At 42.3% G+C, this 20,150-nt stretch carries 16 protein-coding genes; 10 read left to right on the top strand and 6 right to left on the bottom strand.

The window, feature by feature from the left end; translation table 11 throughout:
• Positions 1–126 precede the first annotated feature (126 nt).
• Positions 127–423: a hypothetical protein gene (locus AC3E9V_RS25100; RefSeq protein ID WP_488750923.1), complete on the bottom strand. Its 297-nt coding sequence runs from the start codon at positions 421–423 to the stop codon at positions 127–129.
• A 227-nt stretch (positions 424–650) separates the two neighbouring features.
• Here AC3E9V_RS25100 and AC3E9V_RS25095 point away from each other — a divergent pair, with 227 nt between their 5' ends.
• Together AC3E9V_RS25095 and AC3E9V_RS25090 are read left to right on the top strand one after the other, a co-directional pair.
• The gene (locus tag AC3E9V_RS25095) at positions 651–1,676 is read left to right on the top strand and encodes a sensor histidine kinase (protein WP_488750922.1); all 1,026 of its coding nucleotides are present in this window, start codon (positions 651–653) and stop codon (positions 1,674–1,676) included.
• Positions 1,673–2,392 (top strand): LytR/AlgR family response regulator transcription factor, encoded by a 720-nt coding sequence (locus tag AC3E9V_RS25090; RefSeq protein ID WP_488750921.1) that lies wholly within the window; start codon positions 1,673–1,675, stop codon positions 2,390–2,392. Before AC3E9V_RS25095 ends, AC3E9V_RS25090 begins: the two co-directional genes overlap by 4 nt.
• A 202-nt stretch (positions 2,393–2,594) precedes the next feature.
• On the opposite strand, the gene AC3E9V_RS25085 is transcribed toward AC3E9V_RS25090, so the two are convergent.
• On the bottom strand, positions 2,595–2,960 hold the full coding sequence (locus AC3E9V_RS25085; protein WP_488750920.1) for a hypothetical protein: 366 nt from the start codon (positions 2,958–2,960) through the stop codon (positions 2,595–2,597).
• Between the two features lie 30 nt (positions 2,961–2,990).
• Positions 2,991–4,124, bottom strand: a complete 1,134-nt coding sequence (gene hemW / locus AC3E9V_RS25080; RefSeq protein WP_488750919.1) for a radical SAM family heme chaperone HemW — start codon at positions 4,122–4,124, stop codon at positions 2,991–2,993.
• 40 nt (positions 4,125–4,164) lie between these two features.
• Here hemW and AC3E9V_RS25075 point away from each other — a divergent pair, with 40 nt between their 5' ends.
• From AC3E9V_RS25075 to porN, 8 genes are all read left to right on the top strand, one after another.
• Positions 4,165–5,799 (top strand): BamA/TamA family outer membrane protein, encoded by a 1,635-nt coding sequence (locus AC3E9V_RS25075; protein WP_488750918.1) that lies wholly within the window; start codon positions 4,165–4,167, stop codon positions 5,797–5,799.
• Positions 5,799–6,869, top strand: a complete 1,071-nt coding sequence (locus AC3E9V_RS25070) for a DUF4271 domain-containing protein (protein WP_488750917.1) — start codon at positions 5,799–5,801, stop codon at positions 6,867–6,869. The genes AC3E9V_RS25075 and AC3E9V_RS25070 overlap by 1 nt, the downstream gene beginning before the upstream one ends.
• A 31-nt stretch (positions 6,870–6,900) precedes the next feature.
• Entirely contained in the window at positions 6,901–7,686 is a 786-nt protein-coding gene (locus AC3E9V_RS25065; RefSeq protein WP_488750916.1) for a uroporphyrinogen-III synthase, read from the top strand.
• Between the two features lie 62 nt (positions 7,687–7,748).
• Entirely contained in the window at positions 7,749–8,705 is a 957-nt protein-coding gene (locus tag AC3E9V_RS25060; RefSeq protein ID WP_488750915.1) for a PorP/SprF family type IX secretion system membrane protein, read from the top strand.
• 171 nt (positions 8,706–8,876) lie between these two features.
• On the top strand, positions 8,877–9,914 hold the full coding sequence (porK, locus tag AC3E9V_RS25055; RefSeq protein ID WP_488750914.1) for a T9SS ring complex lipoprotein PorK/GldK: 1,038 nt from the start codon (positions 8,877–8,879) through the stop codon (positions 9,912–9,914).
• Between the two features lie 38 nt (positions 9,915–9,952).
• Complete coding sequence (gene porL / locus AC3E9V_RS25050) at positions 9,953–10,756, top strand: type IX secretion system motor protein PorL/GldL (protein ID WP_488750913.1); 804 nt, start codon at positions 9,953–9,955, stop codon at positions 10,754–10,756.
• 31 nt (positions 10,757–10,787) lie between these two features.
• A complete protein-coding gene (gene porM, locus AC3E9V_RS25045) occupies positions 10,788–12,440 on the top strand; it encodes a type IX secretion system motor protein PorM/GldM (RefSeq protein WP_488750912.1) in 1,653 nt (550 codons plus the stop codon).
• A 21-nt stretch (positions 12,441–12,461) separates the two neighbouring features.
• Positions 12,462–13,307, top strand: a complete 846-nt coding sequence (gene porN, locus AC3E9V_RS25040; protein WP_488750911.1) for a type IX secretion system ring subunit PorN/GldN — start codon at positions 12,462–12,464, stop codon at positions 13,305–13,307.
• 33 nt (positions 13,308–13,340) lie between these two features.
• Here the strand turns inward: porN and uvrC are convergent, their stop codons facing one another.
• From uvrC to porW, 3 genes are read right to left on the bottom strand one after another with little or no spacing between them, the layout of a single operon-like run.
• Complete coding sequence (gene uvrC, locus AC3E9V_RS25035; protein WP_488750910.1) at positions 13,341–15,146, bottom strand: excinuclease ABC subunit UvrC; 1,806 nt, start codon at positions 15,144–15,146, stop codon at positions 13,341–13,343.
• A gap of 6 nt (positions 15,147–15,152) precedes the next feature.
• Positions 15,153–17,423, bottom strand: a complete 2,271-nt coding sequence (locus AC3E9V_RS25030; RefSeq protein WP_488750909.1) for a penicillin-binding protein 1A — start codon at positions 17,421–17,423, stop codon at positions 15,153–15,155.
• The gene (gene porW, locus AC3E9V_RS25025; RefSeq protein WP_488750908.1) at positions 17,420–19,975 is read right to left on the bottom strand and encodes a type IX secretion system periplasmic lipoprotein PorW/SprE; all 2,556 of its coding nucleotides are present in this window, start codon (positions 19,973–19,975) and stop codon (positions 17,420–17,422) included. The genes AC3E9V_RS25030 and porW overlap by 4 nt, the downstream gene beginning before the upstream one ends.
• Positions 19,976–20,150: the final 175 nt, after the last annotated feature.

The raw sequence follows: 20,150 nt of genomic DNA, 5'->3' as shown, positions 1-20,150 counted from the left end.
GTTTAGCAAAAAACTCATCATTCAATCCAAAATTTTCATGCTCAATGGTTATGTTGAACTCGTTAAAATAAAAAAAGCCGAAACTTCTCTGAAGCGTCGGCTTGTTTAGCCCTGTTTTAAATTATTTTAGTCTTTCAGGTAATAGCTGTCGCCCTGATATTCAAATAAAAATTCGCTATCCTGGATTCTTTTCAGGTCAGTCAATGGAAGCTTGTTTTTCACAAATTCCTCCTGATTGTACTGTCCGAGTATGTTTCCGTCCATATCAAAGATTTTGATTTTGTTCCGGGAGAATTCATAATCGACATGCGTCTCGGCAGCATCCTGCATTTCTTCAAGAACCCAGCTATAATCCCTGGCTTCTACCGAGTTTGTATCAGCCGAGTTGAAAAAAATAATTAGTCCTAAGAGTAATGTGTTCATTTCCTTATTTTATTTTGAGTTTTTGAGTTCGATATTCTATACGTAAAACAAAATACGGGGTTTGTTAAAAAACAATAATTAATCTTCCTTATTTCTTATTAATTTTTCATGCTGATTACTACTGGTTTGGGAAGTGTTACGATCACACGGATAGTGGATTTCGTTACAATTTCATACGTTTGAACGATGATTGATAGCTCCTGATGTTAGAGGACTGAGAAAATTTTATGAATAAGCGGAAAATTTATTGGATCTGTCAGATTGGAGGGTGGTCTTTTTATGGCTTCTTGCAGATCTTCCTGTACTCCACGGCTCAGACTCCTGACAGTACTCATTTGCTCGGAGAGTTCTTACAGGTGGTATTTTACATCCTTTCCACACATTTTCTCAGGTATGTTCTTGTTCATTTTGGTTGGCTGGGGTACAATTTTGTCAGGCTCATACCGAGAGTCCTGCTGGTCATTGTTGCGCTGAGTGTCCTCAATTATGGATTTCTGGTGTTTTATGCATTTCTTACCGGAGAGCTTACTCCCCGGGACTTTATGCTTTCAGTGTTGATCCTCAACATTTTCGGGCCTATGATCATCTACTTTATATGGACGATGATCTACTTCACCTTTCACTATTTTGAGCGTTATAATAAATCACTGAAATATGAAGCTGCTGCCAAGGAAATAGAGCTTAGGAACCTTAGGTCTCAGCTCAATCCGCATTTTATCTTTAATGCGCTCAATAGTATCCGGGCGCTTGTGGACGAAGATCCGGTGAAATCTAAAAATGCCATCACACAGCTTTCAAATATTTTACGCAATTCCCTGATCATTGACAGGCAGCGACTGATCACCTTTTCAGAGGAAATAGATACGGTAAAGGACTACCTGGAACTGGAATGTATTCGGTATGAGGAGCGGCTCAAAACCGCTTTTGATCTGGACCCTAAGTCGGCAAAATACCTTATTCCCCCCCTGATGATCCAAACTTTAGTCGAAAATGGTATCAAACACGGCATATCTACGTTAAAGGACGGAGGCAAGATCTCTATCCACTCTAAAGTGGACGATGATAGCCTGCTTATTCAGATCAGGAATGCTGGTCAGTATTTAAATGGGAAATCACAAGTAGCCAAAGGCTTTGGACTGACAAACACCAAAAAACGCCTAGAGTTAATTTATGGAGATCAGGCGTCATTTAGAATTTTCAACGAAACAAAAAGAACCGTATTGACCGAGATCGTTTTACCCAAGACTTTATGAAGACCTTAATTGTAGATGATGAAAGACTGGCTCGCAAAGAGCTTATGAGTTTACTTGAGCCCCACAAAAAAATAGAAGTAGTTGGTGAAGCTACAGACGTAGATGACGCTATCGATAAAATCAGAAAACTCAATCCCGGCCTGATCTTTCTGGATATACAGATGCCTGGTAAATCCGGCTTTGACCTGCTCGAATCTTTGGATTCCGTCCCAAAGGTTATCTTCACCACTGCCTATGATGAGTTTGCTATCAAGGCATTTGAAGTAAATGCACTGGACTATTTACTTAAGCCTATCCAGGCTGAACGCCTCGCAGATGCGATTGGTAAATTAAAAATGGATGAGGAGCCACTGCAGCCGGTGGGTAATGAGAAGAAACCTTTGGGAAAAGAGGACCAGGTTTTCGTAAAAGATGGCGATAAATGCTGGTTTGTGAAACTTTCCGAAGTTCGTCTTTTTGAGTCTGATGGTAATTACATCAAAGTTTATTTTGGAGGAAACAAACCGATGATCCATAAATCATTAAATGCGCTGGACGAGCGACTGGATGACCGGACCTTTTTCCGGGCCAGCAGAAAACACATTATCAACCTGGGGTGGGTGGAAAACATAGACACGTGGTTTAATGGCGGGTTGCTTGTGCAGCTTAGAGGAGGCGAAAAGATAGAGGTCAGTAGGAGACAGGCTGCCAGGTTTAAGGAAAAAATGAGCCTTTAGGCTGAAACTGTCACGGGTTAGTCCTACTTTGTCAAGTTGCGATTAAGCAGTAAAGGGAGTATGGGTTTGATAAATTTTTCTGTAACCCCCATCGCCCCCTTTACAAGAAAAAGGGGGAATATTGTATCAAACCCATACTCCACTATGAAATTTCGCAACTCGCAACAATTCAACCCGCAACCTGGCAACCCGACTAACCCGACTAGTGATTGATATGCTGGAGAAATTCTTTATCGATCCCCCAGTCCTTTGAGAGGTTGATCATAGCTGTGGTTTCCATCTCCGTTACGTAGCCTTTCTTGTGGTTATCTTCCCAGACATCCATGAGCATTTGCAACTTCGAAGCATCGTTTATTTTTCCAATGGTCTTAAAGAAGTATTCCTTGGAGCGATCAAAGGCAGACATGTAATCGCGAGCAATAAAATTATTTGCCCAGGTGAGTTCGTCTTTAGCATCCAGCTTTTTGGCCGACACTTCCAGAAGTTTAGATTCATCATCATCCAATCCATGATAGTGAAATATCAAGGACTTCAGCAGCATGGTGGCTTTTTTTAATTCCTGATCCATTGAGTCGTAATGATTTGCTAAAAATAGGTATTACTGATCGTCATAAAAAAGTCTCAGCGATATTTCATCAGCCACGAGAAACCCCCTGCGAGTAAGTGAGAGCCTGCTCCCATTTCTTTCCATCAGGTTTTCATTAAGATATTGATCGATCAATTGTTTGTGATCCTTCTCCAGATCATAACCAAAATGTCTACTTAAAAATTCTGTTTCTATGCCTTTTTTAGTACGCAAACGTGTGAAAAGATATTCATTGGCCCGGTCCGTCAAGGTTAACTTCTCCACTGTCAGAGGCAGTGTCTCTTCATTTAACGCCTTGATGTAAAGTGCATTGTTGCTGATGTTAAAAGTCCGGTCATTGCCATCGTAAGAGTGGGCCCCGGGTCCTATACCGAGATATTTTAGGTTCTCCCAGTAAGCCGAGTTGTGCCGGGAATGCCAGCCCGGCCTGGCAAAGTTTGACACCTCATAGTGCTCATACCCATGATCAGTGAGCCAGTCCATGGCAAGCTGGTATTGACGTGCGCTCATTCCTTCATCCACTTCCTGTAGATTTCCTTTTTTGGCCCATTTTCCAAATACCGTTTTTTCTTCAATGGTAAGCCCATAAATGGAGAGGTGGGGTAAATTAAAGCTCAGTATTTGCTGAAGATCCCTTTGCCAGTAATCCAGCTCGTCCGGTGGGATCGCATAGATCAGATCGGCTGTTATATTTTCGAAACCAGCAGCTTGTGCCCTTTCGAGCGAATGAATAGCTTCCTTTTTGGTATGAGCACGATTGATATATTTTAGTCGTCCTTCATCAAAAGTCTGGATACCAATACTCAGCCGGTTTATGCCCAGGAGCCTGAGATCTTTGAGTTTTTCAGCAGACAGGTCATCAGGATTTGCCTCCAGGGTAATTTCAGGCTCTTCCGATAGTGCGAAATTTTTCGTGATGGTTGTAAATAGTTTTTCCAGTTCCGTCGCTTCCAGTAGAGAAGGTGTACCCCCTCCAAAGTAGATGGAGTCTATCGGTTCCCCGTTCAGGTAGTTTTTTCTCAGCTGCAACTCCTTCACCAATGCGTTTGTCATTTCAGCTTTTCGACTCAGATTCGTACTGAAGTGAAAATCGCAGTAATGACAGGCTTGTTTGCAGAAAGGGATATGAATGTATATTCCGGCCAAAGATTGTATCAATTATATTGCAAAGGTACACAGGTAATTTATGCTTAGACTGTTCCTATACGCACTAGTCTTTTTGGGGGTTCTGACCGCTCAAAGTCAATGGACAAACCAGGTGTTTGTAGACGGACATTTTTTTAAAAAGCAGACGTTCAGAGATAGCATCGGGCGAGCTGGATGGATACACCAGCGCCTGGTCAGTTTCTGGGACAAAGGATATTTGTTTGCAGAACTGGATTCTATATCAGCCAATAGAGTATATATCCATCAGGGCGAGAAACTTCAGCAAGAAATATCAGCTGTAAAGGTTTTTGACGCAGACAGCGGGGTATATAAAGCGATTCAGGTGAAAAGCCCACTCAGGTTCCTCAACAGCCTTACCAGAAACGGGTACCCCTTTGCTCGTTTGCAGGTTGATTCGGTTTTGGTTGAAAATGATAAATACAGTGCAATATATTATCTCGACCCAGGGCCGTTGATCCGGTATGACTCATTGTACCTGCTATCAAAAGTCAATGTCAACAGGTCCTTTTTACAAAATGCGCTGAATATGAAAAAGGGAGATTTATATTCAGAACAGACCTTTCAGGAGATACCGGATAATATTGAACGAATCCCATTTCTGCAGCTGAAGCAAACCGCGGATCTGGCATTTGAAAATGGTGGCGCGACCATTTACCTGGATTTGTTACAGGAGCCTTCCAGTTCGTTTGAAGGCGTGATTGGATTTTTACCGGGTCAGTCAGCTAACAATAAACTCGTGGTTACTGGCTATTTGGATTTGCAGTTAGCTAACTTATTTCAATCCGGAATAGGTCTTGATCTGACCTGGAACCGTTTTGCAGATCAGTCACAGGAGCTCAACCTTGGCTATTATCATCCCTATTTCCTTTCATCCAGGCTGTTTGCTGACCTCCAGCTCGATATCCTGAAGCAGGATACCACTTACCTCACCCGAAGCTGGAAACTTGGGCTGGGAACTTTCCTGAGCAGAACCATTGCCTTACAGCTGACTTATCAAAATGAAGCTGCAAGTTTGATTAGTGCAGACGTTCAGGATCTGGAAAATGGTTTTGCAGACTATCAGACAAACGATTATTCGCTTAGTCTCGGACACAGTCAGTTTGATGCTGCACTTGGATTCGGGAGAAAATCCAGGTTTCGGGTTGGCGCTTCATTAGGTGATAAAGAGCTCAAGAAAAACAGCAACCTGGATGATGAAACCTATGACTCGCTCAGGACAAATTCTTTAAGGGTGATACTGAATGGAGCTTTTAAATATCAACTGCCATTTCTTTCAAGGTCTACATTTTATCATGAAGTTAAGTCCGGGTTTATTTTCAATGATCAAATTCTTAACAATGAGGTTTCCCGGCTGGGTGGTCTCAGGTCGGTTCGTGGTTTTAACGAGAATTTCTTTTTTGCGCAGCATCATATTCTGAGCCGTATGGAGGTCCGGCAGTACTTTGAGAGGCGTTCGTTTTTTATGTTGTTTTACGATCAGCTTTTCTATGCCCGTAGCAATGTGTGGGACTGGCCGACAGGATTTGGTATGGGCCTAAACCTAAATACTTCTAATGGCTTGTTTACTTTTGCGATGGCCGTAGGAAAGGCAGAGGATATTTCGCTTGATTTTTCGAATGTAAAAGTGCACCTCGGTTACACAACCAAGTTTTGATGAAGACTATTTTTTTCTTTTTGTTAGCGATAGGTGTTTTCAATGGGAGTGCCCAGGATACGTTGGTGCTTAGTGATCTGCGTCATGGCTGGATGGGGCTTACAAAGAAAGGAGAGTTCGTGCCGGTTTTGGACAGGTCGAAACATGAGGTAGTTGTTTTTGAAACGGGCAAAACAAAAACAAACCCGCTGTTTCTCAAACTGTCATCCGATTCACCAGTAGACATTTGGTTTGGTAGCCGGCTCCTGTACCATGACTTTGATAGCACCATTTACCTTCCGTGTGATACCATATCGGTTAATTCACGCTTCAAGGTTTTTTCATCTGGTGGCATCCCCGGTGGCTTTCAAAGTAAATTAGTTACTATCCGGAGCCTGGAGGTGGTTCATGACCCGATCTCTGAAAAGAAATATGATTTTTTTAATGAGAGATACTTGATTATTGGTACTGTGCTGTTGCTTATGGGTGGCGTATTTCGCAGGTACTTCCCTATCACTTTCAACCAGTCATTCAGAAACCCCCTTACCTATAAAATACGAAGCATCAGCGTAGATCAAACCTATGTGGCTTTTGGGAGCATGGATAACCTGTACTCCATTCTTTTCTTTGGTGTTTTGGTAAGTTTTATCATGAAATACCTGGGTTTTGAATCCTCTATTTTAGCTGGTGAGCATTTCTTTATTCAGATAATCAACTGGCTATTGGTTGGCTTGGTGGTGGCTCTTTCGGTCATGGCCAAATTTATGCTTACAAAAATGTTGAGTTCTCTTTTTTTATTAAAAGAGCTACCCAATATCCAGACCCAGGATTTCGTACACTTCTATACCCTGGTAGTAACCGCAACTGCGATGATATCATTTCTGGACTTCTCCTTTTTTGATTATGAGTCTTTATTTTTCTCTAAATTCTCTCGTTATCTGCTGGTTATGGCTGTGATTTTTTTCCAGATCTGGTTGTTTTTAAAACTTGATAAGTTTTACGCTGTTAGAAAACTGGTGATAATTTCATACCTTTGCACGACCGAATTCTTACCGGGCTTCTTAACCATTTATTGGTTAATGAAAATGTGAAAAAGATTCTAATTTTAGTATTAGTATAGGAATGAGTGAAGAATTGCTTGTAACAGATAAAGAGAGGCTTAATAAAGTATCGTCTATTCTTGTTTCTCAGCCTGAGCCGTCTGATAAAAACTCACCGTATTACAAACTCGCCGAAAAATACAATCTCAAGATAGACTTCCGGCAGTTTATTGAGATTGATCCGGTAGATGCTAAAGAGTTTAGAAAACAAAAGGTGAATATCCTGGATCATACCGCTGTGATTTTCACAAGTCGGAATGCTGTGGATCATTTTTTCCGCTTAGCGGCGGAGAACAAGGTAGAGATCCCTACGGATATGAAATATTTCTGTATATCTGAGCAGACAGCTAACTATCTGCAAAAGTATATCGTCATTCGAAAACGAAAGATATTCACTGGCGAGCGTACTGCAGCTGACCTGTTAGAGGTTATGAAAAAGCATAAAAACGAAAAGTACATATTTCCGTGCTCTGATATTCGAAAAGACGACATCCCTGACTTTCTGGACAAAAATGGCTATAAGTGGTCTGAAGTAATCATCTACAAAACTGTGGCGAGTGATCTCTCGGATCTCTCAGACATCACCTATGATATTATAGCGTTTTTCAGTCCGTCAGGTATTAAGTCTCTTTTTGACAACTTCCCGGATTTCAAGCAAAACAAAACGAGGATTGCCGCGTTTGGTCCTACTACGGCTAAAGCTGTTAAGGATGCAGGACTTATTCTGGATATTCAGGCACCCTTGCCAAATGCCCCCTCAATGACCGGAGCGATAGAGTACTACATAAAAAAAGCCAACAACCTCTAACATTGCTCTTCAATAAGGGGTATTTTTGTTAAAGGCGTTATTGACTAAGTAAATACTTCTTTATGAAGAAATGGTGGCTTTTGACTGTAATAGTATTCTGTGCTCTGGCGGCCAGTGCCCAGAATAACTTCTTTTTTGGACACTACATGTTTAACCCCTCCTACTTTAATCCAGGCTGGACAGGAAGTCAGGAGGTGGGCTTTGCTGCCGCACAGCACAGAAGCCAGTGGCTCGGGTACAGCAGCTCATTTGACGGGCCCGGGGGCGCACCGTCCACACAAATGCTCACTGGTGTAGCGCCTATACAAAACTTTTTCCTGTCATCAGTAGGACTAAATGTGTCTAATGATGACTTGGGACCGGTTGCTAACCTGCAGGTTCAGTTACCTGTTTCGTATTCAGCAGAGATGCGGGGTGGGCGTCTTAGTATCGGTGTGGCTCCTGCGGTATTTTCTCAGACACAAAAGTTTGATGAGCTTCGGTTTAATGATCCTTCCGATCCACTAAATAATCAAAGCAGGGAGACGCAGATACAGCCAAACCTGAATGCCGGGATATTTTTCAAGACCGGCGGAGGCTTCTTTATAGGTGCAAGTGCCCTGAATCTGCTAAGGCCTGGTTTTGATTTTGGTCTGGATAGTCTGGAAAACGTTCAGGAGATTTCTTATGCAATTCATGGGGGCACACAGTTTTCGATAGGAGACGATCTGAATCTCAGCCCTACTTTTTTGGTTCGATCAGACCTTAGCCGTTTCACTTTTGATGTTGGTGCAATTGCTACCCTGAGAAATAAAATGTGGGGGGGACTGTCCTATCGACGGAGAGAGTCTGCCATCCTGTATCTTGGTTACAGCCTTTTACCGGGAAACAAATTAAAAGTCGGGTATTCGTTTGATTACATTTTGCAGTCTCAGGACGGTAAAGCTCCGACCTCACATGAAATTTTTATTCGGTACGATTTGCCCAACCTGATTTTTGGAGGCAGGAAGTCTGTGAAAACACCGCGATTTAGCTACTAATGGGGTATTTGCTTACCCCCTAAAGTGGGTATTTAGTCTAAAAATTAGGATAATTTGAAGATAAAACTTGTGTCGAAATCATATAAGGTTATATATTTAGGCTTGGTAAGGCACAATAATTTTTGTTAAAGTTTGTTTATTTTACATACTTGCAAGTTCAAATAAGGTGTTATGAATAATATGCGTGTTTTAAGGTTATCTACATTAACCGGACTCACACTCAGTGTTTTGCTACAGGGTTGCGGCCTCTTTGGAGGTGGTGGCAGTAGTGATCGAGGTGAGTTAGTAGGAGTTCCCGACCGTGAAGGTTGGGAGATGACCAGACCTTACGGGATGGTAGCTGTTCCAGCCGGTACATTTCATATGGGACAGGCAGATGAAGATCTTCCTGCCACCCAGATCAATCTTAATAAGCAGGTGACCATCGGAGCCTTCTTTATGGATGATACTGAAATTACAAATAACGAATATCGTCAGTTTACCCAGGCAATAACAGAAGGTTCGGAAGTAGACCTTCCTGCAGGGTACTCCGTTGGTGATCTTCTGCCGGACACTACGGTGTGGACAAGAGATTATACTCACCACATGGGAGATCCATTGGTGGTTTATTACTGGTCACACCCGGCTTTTGATGATTATCCGGTAGTAGGTGTAGACTGGAACGCCGCTCAATACTTTTGTGAGTGGCGAACGCAGCACTTGAACGAATATCGAACGAGTGTTGGACTTCCGGTTATGCCAAATTTCCGTTTACCATCTGAAGCAGAATGGGAATATGCTGCCAGAGGGGGTAGAGATATGGCTAAATATCCATGGGGGAACCCATACATCCGTAACCAAAAAGGATGTCTTTTAGCGAATTTTAAGCCAGGACGGGGTAACTACTTCGATGATGGCTTTGCTTATACTTCCCCGGTAGGAACATATTTCTCGAATGATTATGGCCTGTTCGATATGTCTGGTAATGTGGCGGAGTGGTGTGAGGATGCTTACAATCCTTCAGCAATGCCATTGGTTTGGGACTTAAACCCAACCTATTATGATGAGCGAATAGATTATAAAATTATCCGGGGAGGTTCGTGGAAAGATATAGCCTATTATCTGGAAACAGGTACGAGGACCTATGAACATAGAGATTCTGCACGTGCATCTATTGGATTCAGATGCGCAATGACGTATCTTGGTAGATCTTCGGGATATGAATTTTAATGATTGACATAAATTACTAACCTAAATAATTCAAAAAAATGAGCAAAAAAGGCGGATTCCAAGAGCTTCTCTTCACCACTATAATGCCTAAGATTTATGGAATCGGGGCTGCTATCGTTATCGTTGGTGCGATGTTTAAAATTCTTCACCTCCCAGGATCAGGTGCCATGCTTGGTATAGGTCTTACTACGGAGGCAGTCATCTTCTTTTTAAGTGCTTTTGAGCCTAAGCACAAAGATCCGGATTGGTCAAAAGTATACCCGGAGCTTGCAGATGATTATGATGGGCCGACTGCTCCTAAGCGAGTGACGACAGGGTCTAATACGGGTGTTGCAGCCAGCATGGATAAATTGATGGCTGACGCAAACGTGGGGCCGGAGTTGCTCAAAAGTCTGGGAGATGGCATGAGAAAATTGTCTGATAGTGCAAATAAAATGGCGCAACTTGGAGAGGCTTCAGTGGCTTCAGCAGAATATGCTAAAAACCTTAAGACCGCTTCAGTCTCCCTGTCAGAAATGAATAAATCTTATGCGTCAGCACAAGAAGCAATAGCTGCAATGTCAGAAGCATCTAAGGATACTAAAGAATACCACTCTCAGGTACAAAACGTAACTAAGAGTCTGGGTGCTTTGAATGCAGTATATGAAATGGAGCTTAAAGACGCTCAGAGCCATGTGAAGTCAATGAATAAATTCTATTCTAATCTGACTGAAGCATTGGATAGCATGTCTGCTGCAGGTAAGGAGACTTCAGCTTTCCAGGGAGAGTTGAATCAGCTTACTTCAAATATTGCATCACTTAATAAAGTGTATGGCAATATGCTAAGCGCAATGAAAGGTTAATTTTCCAATTTTAAGCTAAAAGAAAAAAGATATGGCTGGAGGAAAAGAAACACCACGGCAGAAGATGATCGGGATGATGTATTTGGTACTAACAGCTTTGTTAGCACTAAACGTTAGTTCTACGGTCATTGATAAGTTCGTATTTCTTAATGACTCTCTGGTACGAGCCAATAACGAAACCCAGGAAAGAAATGGAGCTATCCTTGAAAACATTATAAGTACGGTAGATGATACCGGAAACAGGGAAGCTGACCTGGTCATTGTGAAGGCTGCAGAGGAACTGCGAGCAGAGACTGCACGTGTAATGGAAGAAATAGACAACCTGAAAGTCGCTGTTATAGATGAATCAGGGGGATATGAGGAAGGACATGAACCGGAATATAAAGGGGATGCCAAGCATCTGGTAGGGAAGGTAGACTATAGCACGGTAGGCCACTACATGATGCCAGAAGAAGAAAACGGTCAGGGACACGGTATAGAACTAAAGCAGCTCTTGAATGGCTATGCGGAGTACGTAAAGAATAAACTGGATGAAATTGGTGCTGAAGAGGGAGACCTGACAGCTTATAAAGAAATTGCGCTGGATGCCGATCAGGATCCTGTATATAGCGCAGATCCAAACCAAAAAGGGAAAAGTTTTTCTATTCTGGCCTTCAATGACTCACCAACACCCGCTGGCCTGGCGACACTTAGTGAATTCCAGTCACGAGTGCTGGGTTATGAGACAAGAGCCCTTGATTATCTGTCGGATAAAGTAGGTGCTGGTGACCTGAAATTTGACAGGATTGTACCTATGGTGAAGCCGGAATCCAAGTATGTAGCGGCCGGTACCAAGTACTCGGCTAAAATGTTCATTTCCGCATCTTCTTCAGGAGTGACTCCTACGATGAAGTACAATGGGAATGAGATTCCTGTAGATGCCAGTGGCCAAGGGTTAGTAGAGTTTACGGCAAACTCTTCCAGTTTTGATAAAGATGGACTGGCCCGTAAGACTTATGAAGCTGCTATTACAGTGACACTTCCCGGGGGAAGAGATACCACTTTTGTGGAGCAGATGGAATACTTTGTAGTAAAACCTACTATTCAGATCCAGTCACAATCCGTACAGGCATTGTATAGAAACTGCGGGAATAAGCTGGATGTGCAGGTCCCACAATTAGGAGTAGCTTACAATCCTTCATTTTCAGCAAAAAATGCGAGAACTTATGAGGGTTCTGAAAAAGGTGCGGTAACCGTAGTGCCTACATCTCTTGAAGAGGTGACTCTTAATGTTTCCAGTAATGGAAATTTTATTGGTGCAAGGAGTTTCAGTGTTAGAAGGATACCCGCTCCATCAATTACTGTTTATGGACCGGATCAAAAGGAAGTGAATATGAAGACTGGTATTTCTGCCAAAACACCGAGAATTTATATAAAGCCTATTCCTGATGAAAGTTTCCAGCAGTTTTTGCCGGATGATGCAAAATTCCGTATTGCTGAAGCTCAGATCACGCTGGTTAGTGGTGGTTTAGGAAGAGGCTCTATTACAACAGGTGAAAATGTGAACCTTTCTCAGATAGCTTCAAGAGCCAGGAAAGGTGATCAGTTAGTAATAGAGATCAAGAAAGTTCAGAGACAAAATTTCAGAGGTCAGGTGGAAGATTTTCCAACCTTCCAGCGATTTGTGAATATTTCGCTCAACTAAGAATAATGTAAAAACAGGGTTATGAAAAATTTTTGTTGTGCTTTTTTAATGGCTCTATTTGTACTTCCGGCAGCGCATAACGCTTCTGCACAGGAGATACAGGCGCCAATCATAAAAGCTGTTGTTCCTGAATATCACCAGATGTTCAAGAAAACAGTTTGGAGGAGAATGGACCTTAAGGTTAGACAAAACAGGGCATTCAGTGCGATCAATCAGGAAATTCCAAGATTGTTATTCGATGCTGTGAACGAAGGGTTAATCAAGCCTTACATGTCTGATTCGTGTGTCAATCTGATGCCAGATAGTGTTTTTATTGACCAGACTAGCATTGAAAGACAGAGTGGAGGGTTTGGTGGAGGAGGTTTTGACTCAGGATTTGGCGGTGGATTTGGGGATGAGCCTGCTCAGGAATCTGCTGATAGCGGTCCGCAGTACGATCCAATACCACCTGAGGTATTTGATGTCCTTTATTTAAAAGAGGATTTAATGTTTGATCGCAACCGGTCCAGGATGTATTGGTACATTCGGGCTTTATCTGTTGCTTTACCAGCCAGAGCAGGTGCTGTTTGGAATGAAGCAGGATTCGAGAAGAAAGTAGCACATTTCAAGTATGAAGATGTGATCAATCTTTTCAGGGGACCTTATGCAGATAAAGCGCTTTGGTATAACAATCAAAATGATGCGGCTCATAGAAACTATGGGGATGCATTTGAGCTAAGGCTTTTTGCTGCTCCTATAGTGAAGGTTTCTAACGCTCAGGATTTGGATATCAGACAACAGACCTCAGATCCATACGAGGCAATAATGCTACAGCAAAAAGCTGAATATGATCTGATGGAATATGAAAGTGAACTTTGGGAATATTAAATGTATTCGAAAGACATAAAAATTTAAGAGGGATCAGGATTGATCCCTTTTTTCTTTTAGACCCTCCTTTATGAGTGAGGCTTTTGACTTACCAATGACCTTTTCCAGTTCATCGGCAGAAGCTTCCTTGATCCTTTTTACACTTTTGAAATGTTGCAACAGCCTGGTTTTTGTCGCACCGCCAATCCCTTTAATTTCATCCAGGGAAGATTTGATAGAAGCCTTACTTCGCTTTTGCCTGTGAAAAGTGATGGCAAATCGATGAGCCTCATCTCTAAGGTGTTGCAGGAGCTTTAGAGCCGGAGATTTTTTGCTAATGTGAAGTGGTACGGAATCTTCCGGGTAATAGATCTCCTCGAGACGTTTCGCAATTCCGATAATGGGGATTTGACCATAAACATTGAGGTTTTTTAGCGCTTCACAAGCGGCGCTTAGCTGTCCTTTTCCTCCGTCTATTATTACCAGATCCGGGAGTGGTACCTCCTCGTTTATGAGGCGTTTGTATCTCCTTCCCACAACCTCTCGCATGCTGGCAAAGTCATCCGGCCCTTCTACTGATCTGATATTGTACTTTCTGTAGTCTTTTTTGGAAGGTTTTCCGTTTTTGAAGCAGACCATCGATGAGACCGGATTGGTTCCCTGTATGTTACTATTGTCAAAACACTCGATATGCTTTGGCAAATTGTTAAGCCTTAAGTCGGACTGAAGCTGTTCCAGTACTTTTTCATTGGGAGATTTTGCTTCAGCTTTTCTTTTTGCCTTTTCATTTCTAAAGAAGAGGGCATTTTTGACAGAAAGGTCTACAAGCTTTTTCTTATCCCCGATCTTTGGCAGTATTAATTCTACATTACCCCAGCTGTCGATTTTTTTATTCGTTAATATCTCATTGTTTTCACTTTGATATTTATCGCGGATATTAAATAGGACTACCTGCAATAGTTCATCTTCCGGCTCATCAAGCCTTCTCCTGGCTTCAAAGGTTTCTGAGACACGTATACTGCCATGCTCTATACGCATGTAGTTTAAAAAATACTTTTCGCCTTCCGTGATCACACCAAAAACATCTGTGTTGTTGATCTTAGGATTTACAATCAGGGACTTGGTTTGGAATTTTTCGAGATATTCCAGTTTGGTTTTGTAGGTATGCGCCACCTCGTATTTAAGTTCCCCTGCAGCTTTTTGCATCAGGTTTTTGAACTGTGTCCTGACGAATGCGATGTTGCCTTTTAAAATCTCCTTTGCGCTTCTGATATCCTCCAGGTAGTCACTTTCTGATTGTAATCCTTCACACGGTCCCAGGCAATTGCCTATATGATACTCAAGGCAAACTTTAAATTTCTTTTTTTCAATATTTGATCGGGAAAGATTAAGGTTGCAGGTTCGGATGGTGTATAGCTTACGAATCAGGTCAAGTACATTATTCATGGCCTTCACACTGGTATACGGCCCGAAATAGTCCCCCTGTGATGGAATGATCCTGCGGGTAGAGAAGATTCTTGGGAACCGTTCATTGGTTACACAGATACTTGGAAAGCTTTTGTCATCCTTCAAAAGGATGTTATACTTAGGTTGGTTTTCCTTGATCAGACTGTTTTCCAGCAGCAGTGCATCGAACTCAGAATTGACAATGATAAATTCTATATAAGCTATTTCGTTTACCAGCCTTGCGGTTTTCCTGTTGACGGTACCTGCTTTGGTAAAGTAGCTGGACACCCTTTTAACCAGACTTTTGGCCTTACCTACATAGATTATTGTGTTTTCCTCATTGAAAAACTTATATACTCCGGGTTCATTTGGTAGTTTATTATACTCTTTGGTCGAGAATTTTTGAAATTCCATGTCCGCTTACATGATATCGTCTTCATTGATGATATCGGATTGTATAGAATCTGCTGGATTTACTATGGCTTCATACCTGTCACAATTCAGTTCTATACTGATTGGTTTTATGGGCTTGTCAAAAGACCCTTTGGTATAACCTAATGTAGGATCATCGTACACTTTCACCATGAAGCGCTCCCAGATCGGCATGGCGGTACGGGCGCCCTGACCCATTGCCCAGTACCTGAAGTGAATAGATCTGTCATCTCCCCCTACCCAGGCCCCAGCTGCAAGATCATGAGTAATGCCTACGAACCAACCATCCGAAGCATTTTGAGTAGTACCTGTTTTGGCGGCTATCTCATTGTTTTCCCGAAGAGAGCGGTCAATGGCCAGACCGGTGCCACCAGGCTCCTCTGTAGTACCCTTGAGCATATGCAGCATTACGTAGGCGGTTTCCTCATTGAGGGCTTCTCTAGTCTGCGGAACAAACTGCTGAATGACATTGCCATTTTGATCCTCAATGCGTGTGATGTAAAATGGCTCGGTATAGACACCTTTATTGACAAAAGTGGAATATGCTCCAAGCATTTCATAAAGGGATACATCACCTACTCCCAATGCGAGAGATGGTACAGCATCGAGGTGACTTTCTATTCCCAGCCTATGGGCATAATCTACCACAGTCTGGGGACCTACCTGCTTCATCATGAAGGCTGTAATGCTATTTACTGACCGGGCCATTGCCTGGCGGATAGTCATTACTTCTCCTGAAAATCTTCCGGACGCATTATCCGGGGTCCATGTTGGCGGGTCCTGTCCGGGCATGGAAAAGGTAACCGGAGCATCCACCACAGGATAGCATGGCGAATAATCATTATCGATAGCCGCTGTGTAAACGAAAGGCTTGAAGGTGGATCCTGGTTGCCTTTTACTTTGTTTTACATGATCAAATTTGAAATACTTGTGATCTATGCCGCCTACCCATGCTTTGATGTGACCTGTCGTCGGGTCCATAGCCATAAAGCCGGCCTGGAGAAATCTTTTGTAGTAAGCCAGAGAGTCGTATGAACTCATTAGTGTATCCACTTCTCCATCCCAGGAAAAGACGGTCATTGGTCTTTTTTTATTCAGGTAGTAATCTACCGAATCAGAATCTTTTCCAAACTGCTGAACAAGGTCTCTGTAGTGTTCCGTACGCTCGATGGCATCTTCCAGAAAACCTTCAATTTCATTGCCTTCCTCGTCTATCCATGGATTTCTTCCTTCCCAGGATTTATTAAATATCTGCTGCAGGGTATCCATGTGTTCTTTCATGGCCTCTTCAGCATACTGCTGGAGTCTTGTGTCTATGGTGGTATAGATCTTTAGTCCGTCTTCAAACAGGTCGTAACCATGCTCTCGAGTCCAGGCCAAAAGGTCTCTTCTGATGACGGTTCGGAAATAAGTAGCCAGACCCTCATTATGAGAATCCACCTTATAATTGAGCCCAAAGCCAGAGGTTTTAAGGCTGTCATACTGTTCCTTGTTTATTAGACCGTTTTTATAAACATTGTACAGTACTTCAGTCCTTTTTCTCATGGCATTGTCCGGGTTCAGGATAGGATTCCACCTTGTAGGGGCATTTATGGCACCCACTAAAACCGCCGATTCTTTATAGTTAAGTTGTGAAGGCAGTTTATTGAAAAATGTTTTAGCAGCTACTTTAATCCCAAAAGAATTACTTCCAAACTCTACTGTATTTAAGTACATGGCCAGGATCTCTTCTTTCGTGTAAGATTCTTCCAGTTGTACCGAAATGATCCACTCTTTCAGCTTGGTTATGATCTCACCCACTCCCCCATATTTGTAGAGCTTCCCCCGGTTTTCGGAAGAGGTCCGATAGAGGTTTTCCGCAAGCTGCATGGTGATGGTTGATCCTCCTCCTCTAAACTGCCCGATTAGTTTGCCAGTTATCGCTCGAATCAAACCTTTCAGGTCGATTCCTGAATGCTCTTTGAACCGGATATCTTCTGTTACCAGCAGCGTATTTACAAGCTCAGTAGAAAGCTCCTCGTAAGTTACCGGTGTGCGGTTTTTCCGATAGTATTTTCCAAGGGATACTCCATCAGCACTTATAAGTTCTGATGACAGGTCGGGATCCGGCTTTTCCAGTTCCTGAAGGCTGGGCAGTCCACCGAACCAGTTGTTGAAATCGGCTTTTACCAGGTAAAAAAGAGTGGGCACTGTAATGACAGCCCCAAGAAAGAACACCCATAGCAGGATGACAATGATCTTTATTCCTTTTCGATTCATTTTAGATAGTGCTTTTCAAAAAAGTTCAGGTAGGCGGTCAGGTCCTTGGTCTTGTAGAAGATATCAAAATTATCTTCTGATATAACAAAACTGTATATTTTTTCTCCTTTATGTGTATCATTCAGCGGTAATTCAACATCAAATTTTTTCAAATAATTCTCTGCTTCTTGACCATTTGGAAAATCATTGATCAGAATCATAGCGTTTTTTTCATTCAGGATCAGGTTACCTGTGCTTAGTCTCTGCTCTCCCTCTTTGATGTATTGATCTACTTCTGATGTTACCGCCTGTGATAGAGCGCTCTTGTTTGGATACACAATGACGAGGTAATGCTTTTGGTCAAAGTAGGTGATAAATTTAGCTTTGGCACTGTTATAAAGGTTGATCTGGTAGTTTTCGCTGGATTCTACCAGGCTTTTTGCGTAAGGTACCAGTTCACTCTCCGGATAGGTTTTTATAAAATTGTTGAGTTCGTATTGGTATTTGTACTGCCCTTCCAGCTGACCAGTATTTAAAACAGTGAGTAATGCCATATTATCTTCAAAAGTGTTTTCAGCTGAGCTTGTCAGGGCGCTGTCAAGCAGTTCTATTGAAGATTTGTATTCTTTGTCTTTGTAAAGCTTATAGGCCCTGGCATACACCTTTTTGAGCTTTTCTGTGATGGCCTGATTCTCTTCCCTGTAATTGGGGTTGTCTACCAGTTTGGCATAAACAGTTTCGGAAAACTCAGCTTTGAGTCGGTTGGCTTTTTCTTCGGCAAGGTCCGGATGTTTGTTTTTGTATAGCAGATATAGCTGGTACAATACCTCTGCTTCGTATTCGCTGCCTGGGAATCGTACCAATAAAGCCTCAAAAGTCTTGATCGCATTGTCTTTTTCTTCCAGATTGAAGTTGTAGATGTTCCCCAGTTTGTAGTGGGCGTCCTCTACTTCTTTTAGCAATTGGTCTATCTCTTCCTGACTTTTAGGTACTGAGGCCAGCATGGTTTCTACCTCTTTTTGCATGCGTTGTGCTTTGGCATCCTCTGATGAAAGGGTGTCAATTGCCTTGTTCTGACCTGCATCCTGGGCGACCAGCTGCCCGGTTTTCAGGCTTCTGCGCCAATTGTCTGCCAATGGGATGTCACCCCATGTGGCTTTAAACTCACTGATTCCTTTGGCAACCTCTGTCGGGTTGTAAAAATACCAGGTGGCTCCACCAAGATTAGTCCCGATCAGGTCTCCTTCATTTACATCAAAGGAGCTGGCCGCCTGATTAGCCCTTCTTCGTTCCTCCCTTTTCTTTTTTTCTTCATTAAGTTTTTCTTGTTGTTCCACGAGCTCTGTAGCCAGAGCCACTAATGAATCCTGTGGCAGGTTTGCTAAAGCAACCAGGCTGTCATTCTCACGGATGGTTTTTATCTGAATAACAAATTCGTCCAGTATTTCCTGTCGTTGTTTGATCTTGGCAAAGTTCTCTTCGTCTTTTGGCATGGTGTTGACAGTGCTGTCATAGTAAGCCTGCGCAAGCTCAAAATTTTTCAGGCTATCATAGTAGATCTGGCCCAGTTTGAGATATGAGTAAGCTTTTTGCCTGTCATTTTTAACCGAGGTTCTTACCGAAGATTTGTAGTAACCAATGGCCTCATCCAAATTGCCCTGCTTGAGTTCGAAATTGGCCATTTCATAGTAGATCTTGTCTTTATATTCTTTGTTTTTGGTATCTCGGAGGAGTTTTTTAAAATATTTTCTGATTTTTTTGATATCACCTGAACTGGTTAGCTCCGTCACCTGGGCCATGTTTAGTTTGGTGTAAAATTCCAACTCATACTCCGGGTTGTTTTTCAAAGACCTCTCGTAGTAATTGTACGCCTCCGATTCAAAACCAAGCTGCTGGTACACCTGACCAATGATAAAGTCTATTCTGGATTTGTCTGCAAAGCTGGTCATCAGATCTTCAGCTTTCACCAGGTTCTGAACCAGCTGGTCAAAATCATTTCGTTTTTGATACAGATAGGCTCTGACCAGGTGTAGCTCCTCCTTGTTTTTACGGTTGAGCTCTTCTTTTTTCAGGTAATCTGAAACGGCGATTGCATTATTGATTTCATTGAAATCAACAAAAGTCTTTATCAGCTCAATAAGGGCTTCATGACGGGCATCATCGTCCTCTCCTTCTTTGTTGACAAACTTGAAGGTTTCTATAGCATCTGCATATTCGAGCGAGTAGTACCGGGCTTTCCCTACCAGGATATATGAATCATCTTCCCATTTGGAGCCCTCATGACGCTGAATTGCAATCGAGGCCTTTTCTATACAGTCCTCTATCTGGGTCTTCAGGCTATTGGCATCATTGCTATCTACCGGCACATATATTGGCAGGATTTTATTGTAATTCCACTGATAATTGTCATAAAGAGTGGTTTCTATTTCTTTCATGCGCTCGTTGGCGATGAAATAAGCATTGTAATGCGCTGTAAGGTCATGATAGGCGGTATTCAGGGGGTTGCTGCTGTACGTAGAGCAGCCTCCTGCTATCAAAAGAATTGCCGTCAGGTAAATTAGGAGATCTCTCAACACAATAGATGTTTGCAAATTAACGTATATCTCTGTAGAATCTTGTAAAAATAAGACATCAGGTTTTTAATAGGCCTTACATATAAAAGTATTCCATAATTTGGTGATTGAAAATCAATAGGTTAACTAATTTTGCTTGCTTTAAGGCGGAAAAATGAATTCTGCGAACTAAACG

This window comes from Marinoscillum sp. HNIBRBA16962 (genome assembly GCF_057801515.1).
This window is presented reverse-complemented; position numbering and strand designations above follow the sequence as displayed.